Below are 16,072 nucleotides of genomic sequence, written 5' to 3' on the forward strand. Positions count from 1 at the left end.
CTGTGGCCTGGATGCTGCGCTATCGGTTGCCGGCAATCGTGCGGCAGCGGTTTGGTTTTCGAGTGAGGTATCAGTACTCGTCGTCATCCAACAGGGCGCTAGGGTTTTGGGCAATAACCACCAATCCCTCGGCGTACTCTTCTGCCGCTCTGCACATTGCTTTCAGGCGATTGTCCAAAGAACCCCAAGGCCGTGCCGGTTTTCCTGCCGTAAGCGAAGGAACAAGCTCGACCTCTTGCACATCGATATCTAATTCGACGTTCAAGTCGAGCAACGCTGGACTCAACTCCTCAGGTCCGACCTTGTTGAACGTGACGATAATGCCCCCCTCGTCGATTGGCCCTTCTCGGACTGTCAGGTCACGGATGGCGTCTTTGCTGAAGGACCCCTTTACGGTTTCTAACCACATCGCAAGTTCGTGGGGTGCGCGGTGACGATCTATCCGCGCAAGGTCATGCAGGATGCGTAGGCAGTTCAAACCGGGATTCTTAGCTTGGAATGGCTGAATCCGGTGAAGGGCCTTGACCAGATGCGGTGATAGGTGTTGTAGCCGCTTTTTGTTTTCCGTCCACTCTTTGGACGTCACTGCTATCGGCCATTGAAGCTTGGACGCGCCAGGAGGTGGATTCACTCCCGAATCAATAATGGCCACGGCATAGAGACAGTTATCTAAGCCAGCGCGCAGATTCTGTAGTGCCTCGCCAAGAAGAATCGGCAGTTGAACTGGAATCGATTCCTGTCGGGCGACCCGAATTGTCCCTTGGCCCTGTTCGTCGATATCCACTTTGAGTTCGGCAGGACGCCGATCAAGGTATCGAGCCAAGACCTCGCTGAACTCATTGATGTTGTCTTGGGCACGAGTGATTCGCGCCCGCGACAGGGCAAGCTCGCTTATCGAAGTCATCGTCTACTTCTCCGTTGTGATTGAGCCGCTTCAGTCGGCGGCTGGCGCCCTATGGGCGGGCTCGGATTGGGAGACACCTCACCGCTTAGGTTGCTCTCCAAGATAGCGAGCGGCTTCCGTTATTCCGGGCGGCTCCGAGGCGAGGTCTTAGAGTTCATCCTGACTGTTGGACATAGAGAAGGTTCGCTGGTGGCGGTAGAGCGTCGCTCGGCTCCACCCGACGAGGCGTGCCGCGTCCTCCGCAGTGCGTCCCTTCGCGCGGGCGTCTGCGGCGATCGCGAGCTTGTCGGCGATCACGGCCGGATCGGAAAGTGGCCGGCCGAAGCGGGTGCCGCCTTGGCGGGCTGCGGCGATCCCGGCGGTGACGCGTTCGACGATCAGTTCGCGCTCGTACTCGGCCAGTGTGGCGAGCATGTTCAGCATCAGTCGCCCGGTCGAGGTCGCTGGGTCGATCCCGTCCGAAATGGACCGGACGTGCACGCCACGCTCGCGCAGCAGGTTCACGGTGTTCAGCACGTCGATCAGAGACCGGCCCAGCCTGTCCACCCGCCAGACGACGACGGTGTCGCCCGCCTCGGCGTAGTCGAGGAGCTTCTTCATCCCGGGGCGCTCGATCGCGGTTTTGCTCCCCGACGTGACGTCGGCGAACACGTCGCGCTTCTGCACGCCTGCCGCGAGGAGCGCGTCGAGCTGCAGCTGCGCATCCTGGCTCGATGTACTCACGCGCGTGTATCCCAATTGCCTCATCCCGCCATTCTGCCTCGAAAAACCCCTCGCAAGGCGTCGATGAGACGATTTCCAGTGAGACGACTTTCCGAGACAACGGGAGCCCCGGAATTCCGCCGCGGATCCTCGGCGCAATCCGCCCGAGGTGCGTGTATTAAAAACCTGTTGATTTACGAGACACTGCGGTGTTAGCGGCCATGAAAAACTGCCCATAGGCGGCCACGGAACTGCCCACTGACGGCCATGGAAACTGCCCGTTGGTGGCCGTGAGATCTGCCCACTTCTTTGACGTAGCCCTGCTGCTTAAGCGGCGGGAGCCTCTTCCCGGGGTTTGATAACGGTGTCTAGTCGCACCAAAGTCGCCCGGGAAGAGGCCCTAATGAAGTTTGACGGAGAAATCATGGAAATACTTGCTGCGTATGATCTGACGGGTTCGTTGCGCGCCGCCGCGGAACTCACCGGCTGCTCGCACCACACGGTCGCCCGGCACGTCGCTGCCCGGGACGCCGGTCAGCCGATCGCCGAGCCGGCCTACCGGGGCCGGGTCACTGATGCGTTCCTGCCCAAGATCGAGGAATGGATCGAGGCTTCCAAGGGCAAGATCCGAGCCGATAAAGCCCACGAGAAACTCCGTGCCCTCGGTTACGAGGGTTCGGAACGCTCGACCCGCCGGGCAGTCGCGCAGGTCCGCGCCGCCTGGCGGCTCGGCCACGTCCGGGTGCACCGCCCCTGGGTGACCGAACCTGGTCAGTGGATCCAGTACGATTTCGGCGACGGCCCAGTGATCGAGGGCAAGAAGACCGTGTTGTTCGTGGCATGGCTGGCGTGGTCCCGGTTCCGGGTCGTGATCGTCCTGCGGGACCGGACGGCGCCGAGTGTGTTCGCGGCGCTGGACCGCACGTTCCGTGTCGTGGGCGGCGCCCCAACCTACGTCCTCACCGACAACGAGAAAACGGTCACCGTTTCCCACGTCGCCGGGGTCCCTGTCCGTAACCAGCAGACGGTCGAGTTCGCCCGCCATTACGGCGTGACGGTCCTGACCTGCCAGCCGGCTGATCCCGCGTCCAAGGGCGGCGTGGAGTCCTCGGTGAAACTCGCCAAGGCCGACATCGTGCCCAAGGACACCAACCTGCGCCCCGAATACGCTTCCTTCGCCGAGATCGAGGCGGCGTGCCAGGGCTTCATGGATGAGGTCAACCACCGTGAGCACCGCGCTACCCGCCGAAAACCCGCCGCGATGCTGACCGAGGAAGCGCCACGGTTGCACCGCATCCCGGACACCGCGCACACGGTCGCGTTCGGCCTCTCCCGGTCCGTCCCGGAGAACACGCCGATGGTCACCTTCGAGAACGGTCAGTACTCCGTCCCGGCGTATCTGCTCGGCGCGGGGGTGTTCGTCCGATCCCACGGCGCCGGACCCGATGAACAGGTCATCGTCGTCCACCACGGCAGCCAGGGCCCGGTGGAAGTCGCCCGGCACCGGCGCGCCCGGCCCGGCAGCCCGGCGATCAACGACGCCCACTTCCCGGACCACCGGCCCAGGATCCCTGGCGACTACACAGCGAAGGCCCGGACGGCCGCGGAGGCGGAGTTCCTCGCGATCGGGGACGGCGCCCGGACCTGGCTGCTCGAGGCCGCAGCCGCCGGGACGGCACGGATGAACGTGAAGATGGCCGAAGCCGTCGCCCTGGCCAAGATCGCCGGGCAGTCCGAAGTCGATCACGCGTTGGGAACCGCGGCCATCCATGGCCGCTTCGCGAACAAGGACCTCACCTCGATCCTGAACGCAGCGGGTTCACGCACCACCACCCATGCCGCCAGGGAAACCCAGTCCCTCACCCAAGGCACCGCAGGGTGGGCAGCCATCGGCCAGCCACCCGCAACCGCCGAGGCCGCCGCCGTTCTGGAGGAAAGCGCATGAGTCCGGTCCCGGTCACCGCACCGGCCTTGCCGGCGGAGCTGGAGGCGCTGATGCGGCAGCTGAAGATGCCCCACGCGCGGGCTTTGGCGCCGGAGCTGATCGCGACTGCCCGCGCCCAGCGCTGGGAACCGGCCGAGGTCGTCAAGGCCCTGTTCGTCGAGGAAGTCGCCGGTCGATCCCGCTCCATGCTTGCCGCCAGGCGCAAGGCCGCGGGCTTCCCGACCGGGAAAACCTTCGACACCTGGGACCCCGCCGCATCCTCGATCCCCACGCCGACGCAGCAGGCGCTGCGGACGCTGGAATGGATCGGAAGGAAGGAGAACGTCGTGATCTGCGGCCCCTCCGGCACGGGCAAGACATTCTTCCTCGAAGCCCTCGGGCAGCAGGCCGTCGAAGCCGGACTGCGGGTCGCTTGGTTCCGCCTCGAGGACCTCGGCGCTCTCATGCGCGCCCACCGTTCCGATGACAGCGTCACCAAAGTCGTCGCCCGGATCCTGCGCGCAGATCTGGTGGTGGTCGATGACATAGGCCTCTTGCCGGTCGGCGTTGACGCGGCGGAGGGACTCTACCGTCTCGTCGACGCCGCTTATGAGAAACGGTCTATCGCGGTGTCCTCAAACTTGCATCCTGCCGGCTTTGACGAGCTCATGCCTAAAACCCTGGCAACGGCAACCGTGGACCGGCTGCTGCACCACGCCCACGTCTGCCAGACATCAGGAGATTCAATCCGACTCAGCCAGGCCTTGGCCGGAAAAGGAGTCACGCCAATGAACTAAACCCCGACCCCAACATGGCCAACGCCACCGAACATCAGGTGGGCAGATCTGGTGGCCATGAGTGGGCAGTTTTCATGGCCACCAGCGGGCATTTCTGCTGGCCGCCCATGGGCACAAACTATTGGCCATTGACACTGCGGTGACGGGGTGTGGCGGAGGCAAGGAGAGCTCCCTGTCTCCGCCACTTCTGCAAGCGCCTATGGGGCAGTGTCCTGGGTTGCGCCTCAGGAACGCCGGCGGAAGAGAGAATGCTCAACCTTTTGTGGGAAGAGCAGCTGGATGCCGCAATCCTTGGCCGGTCGGAGTCACGCAGGCCCGGCAAGCTCGTCTCCCGCTACGCACAAGACTGCCGGTTCCCTGCTGTCAGGCGGACGCCCGACACGATATGCCCCACGTAGGACGGTTTGTGGATTATCTGACTGGATGCAACCTGGACTTGCCTTCGGTTCGAACGCGACATTTTTCATTCCGCTCCCACCTAAGTGTTTGCTGGCACTGTGTGTTCATTGCCCTTCGTGATTGGGTCACCTTTCAACGACTTGAGGCTCAGCATGAGTAGTCCTGTTACAAGCGGGATTACAGCGATCGCGACAAAGACTTTCCCGGAGCCGAGTAGCGCAACAGATAGACCTGCCGCTACGGCCCCAAACGGCGTGAGAGCGAGAGAAGCTACCCAATCGACGCTTATGACGCGGGTGAGGAGACGGTTTGGAACGGACGATTGCACGTAGGTGGACCAGTAGATATTGCCGAGAGACATAAATCCAGAGGCGGCCACGTACGCGATCAGCAGGCTCCAAGTGGCCGGGAATATGACCGCAATGAGAAACACGCCCGATCCAAGACTCCAGGAAAGAATCATGAACTGGATGTACCTTTTCGGCAGTCTCAGAGAACCAGCAAGGATGGACACCGCTGCCGATGATGCTGCTCCAAGCGACAACGCTATGCCATATGTGGACGCGTCGGTTCCTTCCAAATCTGTTAGCCAAGCTGGAACCACAACTGGTTTTGCTCCTACTTGCAGCATGACCGCCAGTGAAACCCAAAGGAGCAGCAACAGGAATGTTCTGCTCCTAAGCAAGAAACGAAGCACACCTTGCCAGTCGGATCGTTCCTCCGCTATTGGACTTGTTCCCGGTACGGGGTTCTTCCTCAGTTTCACCCGCAAGATTGCGAGCGCCCCGATGGCGCAGCATGCGGCTGAAATGCCGACCGATACGGCGCCGAGGTTCGCCGCAACTAGTATGCCTCCCAGTAGAGGTCCAACCATGCCCTGTCCGATTCGTTGACTGAGTCCGTCCATGGAGTTGGCCCGGTGCAGATTTTCAGCCGTCACAAGCTGGGGGGTCATTGCATCAGCGGCAGGCCCATATACAGCCGTGCTGGCGCCGAAGAACAGCATGCAGATTGCGATCAGCCACACGTTCCTCGATAGGGAAAGGGCCAATGCAAGGCTCAGGAGGCTGATCGTTGCCGCCGAGTAAGCGCAAGCAATGACTGCGGTACGGGAGAAGCGGTCTGAGAGTGAAGCACCCGGAAAGGCTAGAAGGAGCACGCCCGCAGTCTGAGCTGCAAGACAGATTCCTACCGATCTGATATCCCCAGTCACGGAAAGGACGAAAAATGGAACGGTAACTAAAACGAGGCCCTCGGCGATGTTTCCTACGGTAAAGGCCAGAAAGAACGAGCGGTAATTAGTGGATTTTAGGAGGTGGAGCATCGATTTGCCTCAGATGTCGGGACAGAGATTGGCGCCTCGGAGACTCCGAGGCGCCGCACACGGCTGGTCAGTTTGCAGGTTCTGCGATTCTCTTTCGCAGCGCCACGCGGATTTTCTCACCGTTGGGACCGTCGATCAGCATGATGGCCGGAGTAGTGTGCATTGGAGGCGCCTGCTGGAGTGACACTTGGTCCTCCACCTGCTGCACGTAGAACTCTGAGGGAGCGGACTCTGTGTTCGGCTGCAGTGCCGGTATCTCTTCGTTGGTCCGCGGCCAGTCGATTACGTCGTTTCCGGGTCGGTAGTTCCCTGCGTTTCCTGAAGGCAGGTATACCGGTGCTCGGTTAAAGGTGAAGACGTTCTCCAAGTCTGAAAATGCGTGACCAACACCAGCCGGAATCTTGAGATAGCGTGTGGGGTCGGGGAAGAAAGCCATTGTGAATCGCTTTCCTTGCGTCTCTGAGGTAACCCGCGTATCGATAAATTCCACCGAGACCTTCTGATCCAGCGGACCAGCGAAGAGTAAATGGTCTTCTTGCCCCAAATGGATACCGAAAGCATCGTGCGTGTAGCCGCTCTCGCCATGATCGATGAAGTAGAGCGGAAACGGGTCCAAGAGTGGGACGAATCCGGATTCCGGCCCACTAGATACAAATGGCAGACTCACCCAACCAAGGTCGTCAATCTCGGGAATCGGCTCCCAGGGCTCCCGGTCATCGGTTGTCTTCCGCTTTAGGAGGGCGACTCTCTTTGTTTCGCCATCATCGAAGGTGACGTCTTTAGTAACCGGATACTCATGCGACAACAACGGAATCATTACCATTTGCTGAAGTGCAACCAACTGATACCACTTGTCCCCCGCAGGGAGTGGATTCGGTTTGAAAGAGGGGACTTCGTGGGGCAATACATCCGAGGGGACGTTGATAACGTCACCTCGAGGCTTCCAATCGCTTCCCGTCCAGTCGTCCGGGGAGGGGAGATACAGATCATACGTATTTAACGTGTACACATTCTCAAGGCCGTCGAAATCATGACCGACGCCACGTGGGATGACAAGGGCGGACTCACTCGAAGGAGAGAACTCCATGTCATCGCGTTGCCCGAAAGTCGGGCTGCCTTCTCTGCAATCCAAGAAGTGTCCCTGGATCTTCTGTTTGGTGGGGCCTAGAAATGTCAGAATGTCGTCTTGCCCGAGATGCACGCCAAACTGGCTGTAGGAGAATTCGCTTGTTCCATGAAAAACCAGTTGTGCGGAGCGCAGTCGGGGAAACGGAACGACAAAGCTGTCAGGTCCGTTCTTGACGCGCCAGTTGTCACGCCATTCGAGGCCAACAATGTTCATGTGTGAGTCCTTTCAAAACTGAAGAGTCATCGGTGGGCACCTCCTGCAAGAGGTGCCCACCGGTAATCGGTTTTAGACCAGAACTTCGATGTCGTAGCCCGCTTTATCTGCTGCGGCTTGCAGATCCTCGAGCGACGTGGAGGGGAACTCGTCGAAGATCTGGGCGACGATGCCCATCTTGATGCCCGCCATGGATGCGGCGATCCTGTCAGCCTGATCTGCTGTTTCAAACTTGTTGAATGCCAAGTTCGCAAGCAGGCTTTGCACCGCCTCGTCGCCGGATGCATGTGCATCCCGGAGCTTGGCGATGGCTTCGTCATCGACCGCATCCCAATTAGCGTCAATTTCAACGCCATCTGCGTACAGGGATTCGACTAGTGTGCGGGCCGGGTTGGTCTCGTTACTCACTTTTCTCCTTCGTTGAGATTAACTTTGCAATAGTGAGACTAGGTTGAATATTTGCGTTCGTCTACAAGAATTTAGCTTGCTCTTGCAAAGTTGTTTATCAACAGTCAATTCGAGTCAAGCTGTTGTAAATTGTCGGACGGAACTCCAGACGCCTGTGAGCGCGCCGCAGAAAATAAGCCCCTGTGCAGGCTGTGCCGCCCGTCCTGAAGTGATGGACACCTGCTAGGAGCGTCATGTCTGCGGGACAAGAGCGGGAGCACGCAGGCTTTTGCCTTGCACATGTGGGCACGGGGCCAGCATGTCTGATGGCAGAAAAAAGGCTTCGGGTGTCCAGCGCGTCCGACGCGCGAAAGACGCTTCGTCAGCCGAGTCTCGACAGGCAAAGGGCGCAAGCTCACCTATATAGATGACAGTAGCGGTGCTCAGTGCAGAGGATTCGAGACAGACTATCCGTCATGCACACGGGTTCGAACACACCCAAGTGTTCGGACGCGCCTGCATACCTCCGCGCTTCAACGGATGCCCGTGCAGACGACTCCGACAACGACACCCTTCTCCGCACGATCCAACCTAAAGGTCTCTTGCAACGGTGTTTGACTAAGGCGAATCACGGTGCCAGCTTGCAAGGCATAGTGGCAAGAAGGTGCGTCCGCTGAGTTCCCGGGGAAGCCGAAGTGTCTCGCCGGAGTGTCTTGCAACCCGCCGGTTGCGAGACAGCCGCACTGACGGAGTCACGAGTTACTCCTTCAGGCAGAGTCGAGAGAAGCCGCTCAGTCTCCCTCAAGAGCGCTTAGAGATAGCGATGTACTTCCTGGTCGTCGCTCATCGTCCGTAAGCCTTGCCGAATCGCAGGTAAGGATGGTGCCGGTTGCGGCTCAGGTCCGCGCGGGCCCGGGAGAGCACGGAATCATAGGCGACCGGATCGAATGTGAAGTCTGTTGTGTTGGGGATGAGGGCATCAGCAGCGCCGTCCTGTTCCTCGTCTTTCCATCCGAGGGCCCGCCAGGTAACGGCCTCAGCGGTTCGGTCGATTTCTACTGACAAGATGCCGTCGCTGATATCGAAGCAGGCCGCACAGTAGTAGAGCTCCGCCCGTGCTGGCGGTTGGCCGATGCCGGTGCCTTGAAGCTGGCTCAACTGGTCGATCGCGTCTCGCCGGGAAGTCGAAGTGAGCATCGTGACAAGGTCTGGCACCGGAACTTTGTAATCCGCATCAGGCTGTTCCCAGCCCTGCCACCAATAGCGCAGCGGCTTGCCGTCAATAACGATGTCCAGGCGCTGGCTTTCAGTCGCCCTCTTCCTGCGGGTGTAGTCGGCGAACTCCTTGGCTACGAACTCGGGATCCGGAGGTTCCAGCGTCAGAACGTTCCGGTGCTTCATTGGGGCATCATATCGATGTTTGGGGTCGCCCTTGCCCGCGAGAGAGTAAGCCTTGGCGGTCCCGAGCTGGTACTGGTCCTATTGGCGACGCATAGGTCTGCTAAGAGCGCCATTTAGCGCTTCGATCCACATGAGAGAGGGTGTGTCTCGACGAAGAGTCTTGCTACCCGCCAGCTGCGAGACAGTGGGCAGATACCTATTCTTCATCGGCTTGCTCTCTACCCAGTTACTTTCACGGTCCGCGCTGCGCCTAGTGGGCCACGCCGCCGGCGGGATTCCCTAGCCTGGCTGACCGTCAGCTGCCGGTTCTGGTTCCGGTCCTGCAAGTATCACTAGTGCCTTGTTGTAGTCGTCTAGGAAGTCGATGCGCCTTAGGTGCTTGAACTTGAACGGAATCATCATCTCTTCCCACGTTGCATCTGGCTCGATGGTCCGAATCCAGACGGTTTTCTTGCCCCAATGCACTGGAGAACCAATCCAGCACTCGTCCGGTCGCCGGACTTCCACGAAGAGGGAAACGACGCCAGCTAGGCGTACTGCGTCCGTGATGAAGGCGGCCGGGCCTCCCAGGTCGATGGGTTCCGCGGGCTTTGCCGGCGGCCAAGGTTGGTGTTCGCGCAGGAACGGAAGGAACGTGGTGCGGGATTCCACGCGGCGGAAGTCGGCGAGCCTCACAATGCTGTAGCCGTTGAAGTATCCGCCGTCGCGGAGGCGGGCGAGCAGGACCCAATCCGCGGTCAACTCCAGAACGATGCCGTCCAAGATCTCGTCCGGGGCCACGGTGCGGACAATCCGGACGGGAACGCCATCAGCAAGCGACTGCTGCAGCTGCGACAGGTTCTTTTTCCGGGACTGCCTTTTCTTCTTCACAGGCACATCCTGCCACGTGGGCGAGCTACACCCCCGTTCGCCTCCCGCGGCGATCTGTTGCGTCTTTCGTTTACGAATCGATGGGCTGGAGATTGGGGAATCTGGCCTGGAGGGCCTCTTCGTCGTCTTCGTCCCAGGGTTCGCCGGATGGTTCTTCCCCGACCATGGATGTGCTGGGGTAGTCGTCGTAGAGGTCGTTTCCGGTGAGTTCCTCGTAGACCTCGCTGGGGGGGTAGGACAGTTCCTCGGCGCCGCCGAGGTCCTCTTCATCTTGGAGCCGGCCATCGCCGAGCGCCGCGGGGTCGGTGGCGCATGCGCTGACGTATTCGTGGCCCTGCGCGACGATCCAGGAACGGAAGTCGGTGAACGTGTCGTCGCTGCATCCGCCGAGCAGCACGTGGGCGGCTCCCCAGAGGTCCCAGGTGTAGAGGCTCTGGTTGGCTTCCGCGAAGTGCCGGTGGAACTCCGCGATCTCGGTGGCGGGCCGTTTTCGCAGGATTGCGGCGAGCTCGTCGGCCTGGGATGAGGTCGTGCCATCGGAGCCGGCGCGGGACCGTTCGATAGTGTTCCAGAATGTCTCGATGTCCATGTGCATTCTCTTCTCTGGTCTGTTCTACAGGAAGGGGAGGGGGTCGTCGATCCGTTCCGGATCGAGGTCCTTCGCGATGAGCGGGCTGAAATGCCAGCGCCGCCAGTCTGCCGGGCGGCGGGTCCATGCGTCGTAGAGCCACTTGCTTTGGCGTCTTTCCCCAAGGATGACTCCTTGGTCGACGCGGATGTCCCAGATCGTGCCTTCGGGTTGTACGTCCTTGACATCAAAGAGGGACAGCTTGGGGATACTGCCGCGCCGGGATGCAAGGTCCAGCCCGTGGACTGCGCCAATTCTGCGGAGCGACAGCCGCGGAAGGCCGCTGAGGTCGCGGGCGTTGCCGAAGTGGACCGTCTTAGCGTCCTGAATGACGACCTCGGATGCGAAGTCCGGTGCGAACCAGGTCGCGTCCTCCGCGAGGCGGGGACGATGGAGCATAAATGTTTCCAGAACGGGTTTGGTGGCATCGAGCGCCTCTTGTGTGGCATGGGTGATCTCCAGCCAGGTGAGCGTCGGCAAGCGCAAAAGTGGAACCCAGCACGGATGCCAATTGATCCTGAGACGGCGTATCTGCGACCAGTCCACCCCCTCGGGTAGCTTCCTGACCTTCGCGAAGGGCAGATCCAAGTCCTTCAACGGCGCAAGCCGCGGCAGGGCCGACAGGTCAAGCACGTTGGGTGCATCTGATGAGAGGGATTGGCGGGCATACAGCAATTTGCGGAGATTGACTTCGTCCATGTGGTTATCGTTCTTCCACGCCTAGATGAGTTCGTGACTGAGGCATGCGCACGTCAAGTTTTTGGGACAGTTCGGTTGTTCTTGGTTACGCGGCGAGGGGTTCCTGACCGCGAGTCTGATAGGCAGTCAGGGCTGTCGCTGGTGACCGGTGGCCGGCCCTTGCGTTGGGGCGTTCCCGGTTGTAGCAGGACTCGATGTACTACATGATGCCCGTCCGGCCGCATTGCTTAGTACTTGCAATTCCGAGGCTCAGGCAATCCCGCCCATGAGTTCGACGAAATATGAATCTGGTGTCTGTACTCCGCGGCGGGGGTGGGGTGGCCAAAGTAATTCCCTGTCCAACCACAGAGACCACCTGTCCGGTGATTTCGGGAAGAATTGCAATATGATTCGGCGTTGCCCGAAGCTCCAGACAAGTTCTTCAGCGATCGTCGCGTCTGCTTCGAAATTAAGGTCGAATTCCGCCATGCCCTGCCGTCCTTGAACTTGCCATTGAAGCCACAGCCACCGCCCAGGATCGACGGACAGATCGATCCATTGTTTGTCAGAATTTGGCTTCATGCCTATGAGTAGCTCTAGTCCTCCATTTAGGAGCTTTACGTCGGCTCGGACAGACGGGATGGCATCGGCTATCGATCGAAGAGTGAGTTCGTCTATTGGTCCACGCACGATTCTTACCGTTGCCTTCGCTTATACCAATTGATGGTGGTTCGCTGACTGAAGTAATGCCGGTGTGCTCCCTGACGCCCCGCTCGCCAGACGACAGGTGCAGCCCTTTTTCGGCTGGGCTTGATCCCTTGGCTCCATCCGATCCGGTAGCCGCGATATTTGAGTTTGCCTGAGAACAACCTACTTCTGGTCCCGAGGAACCGATTATTTGCCTGCCAGCTCAGATTTCTTTGCATTAGTCGCCCGACTCGGCTCCCGCTTCCGATCAGCTTTGCCGCAATCTTAGCGCCCGGAATGAAACCAATCGCCGCGTTCCTCGCCGATCGCCAATCCCCACTAGCCAAGTGCATTGCAACGAGCCCTCCCGTGGCGACCATACCGAGAGGCCCAGGAATGAGGGAAACAACATTGAGAGCTGTTTTCCACCATGCCTGTCCACTGATGTCGTTCTTGTTGATGGGGTCTTGTGGGTAGGTGTAGGTGGTGGTGTTGCCGCCGGTGATGGGGTCGCGGGTGGTGAAGTGTCCGCTAATGCTGTTGTAGAGGCGGGCTCCCATGAGGATGAGGCCGCTGGTTTCGAGGGCGCGTTGGTTGGCGCCGTGCCATCCGTAGGTGGTGGTGCCGGTGTCGATGGGGTTGGTTTGCTGGTTGCCGTATTCGTCGTATTGCGCCCAAGAGTCGATCCCGGTCGCCGTTCCCGTGGTGGGTAGGGTGGTGGTGGCGACGGTGTCGCCGTGGGGGTTGTTGATCGCGAGTGCGTACGTCAAGTTTTTGAGACAGTTCGGTTGTTTCTGGGTTACGCGGCGAGGAGTTCCTGGCCGGGGGCTTGATGGGCAGTTAGAGCTGCCGCTGGTGACCGGTGGCCGGCTCTTGCGTTAGGGCGTTTCCGGTTGTACCAGGACTCGATGTACTCCATGACGCCGGTCCTGGCGGCCAGCCTGCTGGCGAAGCTGTGGTGGTGGTAGTACTCGGTTTTCAAATGCGAGAAGAAGTTCTCCGCGACCGCATTGTCCCAACACATCCCGACCTTGCCCATCGACTGTGTGACACCGTTACTGGCGCACCAGGCTTTGCGTACGTCAAGTTTTTGAGACAGTTCGGTTGTTTCTGGGTTACGCGGCGAGGAGTTCCTGGCCGGGGGCTTGATGGGCAGTTAGAGCTGCCGCTGGTGACCGGTGGCCGGCTCTTGCGTTAGGGCGTTTCCGGTTGTACCAGGACTCGATGTACTCCATGACGCCGGTCCTGGCGGCCAGCCTGCTGGCGAAGCTGTGGTGGTGGTAGTACTCGGTTTTCAAATGCGAGAAGAAGTTCTCCGCGACCGCATTGTCCCAACACATCCCGACCTTGCCCATCGACTGTGTGACACCGTTACTGGCGCACCAGGCTTGGAACTCGGAAGAGGTGTACTGCGTGCCTCGGTCGGAGTGGAAAATCGCTCCGTTCGGGTGCAGGTATCCGTGGTCGCGGGCCATCGCCAGCGCACTCGTGCACAGGCTGGTACGCATGTGCTGGTCCATGTTCCAGCCGATCACCATGCCGGTGCACAGATCAATCACGGTGGCCAGGTACAGCCACCCCTCACCGGTTTTCAGGTACGTGATATCCCCGCACAACCGGGTGCCGGGCACCTCGGAGGTGAAGTCCCGCTTCCCGTCCTCGTCGAGCATATGGTTCTCGATATGGGCGGTCTTTGCCTGCGGGTCCTGCTCCGTGGTCTTCTTCCACGCCCGCGTCCGTACCGCGCGCAGGCCGTGCTCGCGCATGATCGCCCCGACCGTGGCAGAAGAGACGCTGACGCCGTCCTCGTTGAGTAGACGGACCAGCTGGTCCCGGCCGGCCTTACCGCCGCAATCGGCGTACTTACCGGTCACCGCGGCCACGAGGACCTCGTGGCGGACGGACCGCGGTGACGGTCCTGCCGGGGTGCGCCACCGGTAGAACGAGGCACGGGAAATTTTCAGGATTCGGCACAACCAGGCAATCGGATGGTTGGCCTTCTCCGCTTCGATGAACCGGTAGTAATCCTCTACCGTTGCTTCGCTGCAAAGAAGGCGCTGACTTTTCCCAGGAACTCAATTTCCTGCTTCAGCTTCGCGTTCTCGGCCAGTGCTTTCTGATGTTCCTCCCACGGCACAGCTGCTTTCTCCTCCGCCGTGAAACGCTCCGGATGATCGGCACGGTATTTACGCACCCAGTTACCCAGCGTGCCTTCGTTAATGCCGATATCGACGCTGATCTGCGCGATCGGACGACCAGAGGAAATCACCAACTCCACGGCATCGTCCTTGAACTTCTGCTTGTACTTCTTACGCTCGGGCATCTAAGTGAGGGCTCCTAATAAGCTGTCTCACAAAACCATACGGCCGCACAGCGGTGCGGAGTGGAATCGTTGGAACCGGCGACTGGTGGCGTTCGTGGACGAGCACCAACGGCCGCCCGGCATGGCTCACGGGGCGACGGTGGCCGTGGCCCTGGAGTTGGCTTTGCATCCGTGAGGCGCTAAATGCCACCTTGGCTGAGGTCACAAACCAAGTACGAAACAAGTATGCTCGTGCCACGAGCTTGAACGGTTTTGGATCCAGTGGGGGAGTGGCATGGACAGGCCGGAGCGTCTGGAAGGCGTGGAGGAACCGATCATGGTTCCCGAGGGAGTATCCCTGGGCTACGCCCGGGCCTCCACTGCCGACCAGAACCTGGAGAGCCAGCGGCAGCAGCTGGTGGCCGCTGGCTGCTATGACGTGTACGCGGACCAAGGGAGGTCCGGGGCGACGATGGTGCGCCCCGGATTGGACGCGTGCCTGCGCGCCCTGCAGTCGGGCAACACCTTGGTGGTGACGAAGCTGGACCGACTGGGTAGGACCGTGCGCGGGTTGGTGGAACTGTTGGACTCGCTCAAGGAGCGCGGGGTGGGGTTCCGGTCCCTGTCCGAGGGGATCGACACCACCACCCCTGATGGGCGGCTGATGTTCGACACCATCGCGTTGGTGGCCGAGATGGAGCGCGAGCTGATCCGGGAACGCACGATGCCCGGGCTGGCTGTGGCTGCCGGCAAGGGCGGCCGGCCCTCGCGCCTGCAACCCCACGAGGTGCGCGAGGCCCGTCGGCTGCGCGAGACGGAACATTGGCCGCTGGACCGTATTGCCGGGAAGTTCAAGGTCAGTCGGTCAACGGTCATTCGGGCGCTTCGTCAGGATGGGCTCGCCGGGGCTGGATACGCTGGGAGGAAACCAGCCACCTCACCCCGGGAGCCCATCGATGGTCAGAGCGCGCAAACGAAGCCAGATTGACGGCCAGGCATCCCTTGATGATTTCCTCTTTCCAGAACCCGAGGAGGTTCGCAATGAACACGTACGGCAAGTTCGCGCAGGACACGTGGAAGATGCTGGCCCCGACCCAGTACGAGCTGATCCCGGACCCGGAGGCGTGGTTCCAGAAGCTGGGGGAGGAGGCGGAGATGAGCGTGGGGGAGCTGTCGGTGCAGATCGCGGGGCCGGATCCGCAGGGCGAGACGTACCTGGAGAAGGTCGGACGCCTGAACGCGGCGAAGATGCAGGCCGAGGAAATCGTCCGGGCCGAGATGCTGACCCCGGAGACGGTGGAGGAAGCCGAGGACGACGAGACCGGGACGGATTCGAGGGACGCGCACCTCGAAGGGACGAAAGAAATGAACCGGATCTATCGGGAGTCGCTGGAGGAGCTGCACCGGGAGGAAATGGAGCGCGACCTGAACCGGTAGCCGCGCCAAGCGCGTCCGCACGGTTCATCCCCGCGCACCAGGACGCCCTGGCCCCCTCGGGAGCCAGGGCGCGCTTCCGCGCCAACCTTGAGGCCCTGCGCACCCTGCGCGAGGTACGGGAGAACGCCCGCGAAGCGACGGGCCGCGAGCGGGAAAAACTGGCCAGGTGGGGCGGCTGGGGCGCGTCCGGGGTCGCGGAGGTCTTCGACGAGACCCGTCCCGAATTCGCCGCGGACCGCGCCGAACTACGCGGCCTGCTGACCGAGGAAGAATACCGGGCGGCCAGCCGA

Annotated in this window: 16 protein-coding genes; 4 read left to right on the top strand and 12 right to left on the bottom strand. The window is 60.8% G+C overall.

The genetic code is table 11. The annotated features are described in order from the left end of the window. Positions 1-70: 70 nt before the first annotated feature. Both AC0QSG_RS02155 and AC0QSG_RS02160 read right to left on the bottom strand, forming a co-directional pair. Positions 71-904: a hypothetical protein gene (locus AC0QSG_RS02155; RefSeq protein ID WP_475376498.1), complete on the bottom strand. Its 834-nt coding sequence runs from the start codon at positions 902-904 to the stop codon at positions 71-73. Positions 905-1,051: 147 nt separating this feature from the next. After that, positions 1,052-1,651 carry a recombinase family protein gene (locus AC0QSG_RS02160; protein WP_475376499.1) on the bottom strand — a complete coding sequence of 200 codons (600 nt, stop codon included), beginning with the start codon at positions 1,649-1,651 and terminating at the stop codon, positions 1,052-1,054. Positions 1,652-2,009: 358 nt separating this feature from the next. On the opposite strand from AC0QSG_RS02160, the gene istA reads away from it, so the two are divergent. Beyond that, positions 2,010-3,551, top strand: coding sequence for an IS21 family transposase (gene istA, locus AC0QSG_RS02165; protein ID WP_475375124.1), 1,542 nt, complete (start codon positions 2,010-2,012; stop codon positions 3,549-3,551). Further along, positions 3,548-4,327, top strand: coding sequence for an IS21-like element helper ATPase IstB (gene istB / locus AC0QSG_RS02170; RefSeq protein WP_435728490.1), 780 nt, complete (start codon positions 3,548-3,550; stop codon positions 4,325-4,327). Before istA ends, istB begins: the two co-directional genes overlap by 4 nt. 478 nt (positions 4,328-4,805) lie before the next feature. On the opposite strand, the gene AC0QSG_RS02175 is transcribed toward istB, so the two are convergent. The 10 genes from AC0QSG_RS02175 to AC0QSG_RS02220 form a co-directional block, all read right to left on the bottom strand. Continuing rightward, positions 4,806-6,050, bottom strand: coding sequence for an MFS transporter (locus AC0QSG_RS02175; protein ID WP_475376500.1), 1,245 nt, complete (start codon positions 6,048-6,050; stop codon positions 4,806-4,808). 67 nt (positions 6,051-6,117) lie between these two features. After that, positions 6,118-7,392 carry a dTDP-4-dehydrorhamnose 3,5-epimerase family protein gene (locus AC0QSG_RS02180; RefSeq protein WP_475376501.1) on the bottom strand — a complete coding sequence of 425 codons (1,275 nt, stop codon included), beginning with the start codon at positions 7,390-7,392 and terminating at the stop codon, positions 6,118-6,120. Between the two features lie 72 nt (positions 7,393-7,464). Beyond that, the gene (locus AC0QSG_RS02185) at positions 7,465-7,800 is read right to left on the bottom strand and encodes a hypothetical protein (protein WP_475376502.1); all 336 of its coding nucleotides are present in this window, start codon (positions 7,798-7,800) and stop codon (positions 7,465-7,467) included. 822 nt (positions 7,801-8,622) lie between these two features. Continuing rightward, positions 8,623-9,180, bottom strand: coding sequence for a hypothetical protein (locus tag AC0QSG_RS02190; protein ID WP_475376503.1), 558 nt, complete (start codon positions 9,178-9,180; stop codon positions 8,623-8,625). A gap of 279 nt (positions 9,181-9,459) precedes the next feature. Beyond that, a complete protein-coding gene (locus AC0QSG_RS02195; RefSeq protein WP_475376504.1) occupies positions 9,460-10,050 on the bottom strand; it encodes a hypothetical protein in 591 nt (196 codons plus the stop codon). Between the two features lie 70 nt (positions 10,051-10,120). Next, positions 10,121-10,639, bottom strand: coding sequence for a DUF4240 domain-containing protein (locus AC0QSG_RS02200; RefSeq protein WP_475376505.1), 519 nt, complete (start codon positions 10,637-10,639; stop codon positions 10,121-10,123). A 24-nt stretch (positions 10,640-10,663) separates the two neighbouring features. Then, positions 10,664-11,377, bottom strand: a complete 714-nt coding sequence (locus AC0QSG_RS02205; protein WP_475376506.1) for a hypothetical protein — start codon at positions 11,375-11,377, stop codon at positions 10,664-10,666. A gap of 674 nt (positions 11,378-12,051) precedes the next feature. Beyond that, positions 12,052-12,813, bottom strand: a complete 762-nt coding sequence (locus AC0QSG_RS02210; RefSeq protein WP_475376507.1) for an RHS repeat-associated core domain-containing protein — start codon at positions 12,811-12,813, stop codon at positions 12,052-12,054. Between the two features lie 29 nt (positions 12,814-12,842). Then, positions 12,843-13,082, bottom strand: coding sequence for an IS3 family transposase (locus AC0QSG_RS02215; protein WP_475376508.1), 240 nt, complete (start codon positions 13,080-13,082; stop codon positions 12,843-12,845). 76 nt (positions 13,083-13,158) lie between these two features. After that, positions 13,159-14,366, bottom strand: a protein-coding gene (locus AC0QSG_RS02220; protein WP_475376509.1) for an IS3 family transposase whose coding sequence is annotated in 2 segments (ribosomal slippage) — positions 13,159-14,111 and positions 14,111-14,366 — 1,209 coding nt in all. Because the reading frame shifts where the segments join, the coding sequence is not laid out codon by codon here. A 274-nt stretch (positions 14,367-14,640) separates the two neighbouring features. Here AC0QSG_RS02220 and AC0QSG_RS02225 point away from each other — a divergent pair. Both AC0QSG_RS02225 and AC0QSG_RS02230 read left to right on the top strand, forming a co-directional pair. After that, positions 14,641-15,333, top strand: a complete 693-nt coding sequence (locus AC0QSG_RS02225; protein ID WP_475376510.1) for a recombinase family protein — start codon at positions 14,641-14,643, stop codon at positions 15,331-15,333. Positions 15,334-15,386: 53 nt separating this feature from the next. After that, a complete protein-coding gene (locus tag AC0QSG_RS02230) occupies positions 15,387-15,782 on the top strand; it encodes a TnpV protein (RefSeq protein ID WP_475376511.1) in 396 nt (131 codons plus the stop codon). The last annotated feature ends 290 nt before the right edge of the window (positions 15,783-16,072 follow it).

This window comes from Arthrobacter sp. LT660 (assembly GCF_056172845.1).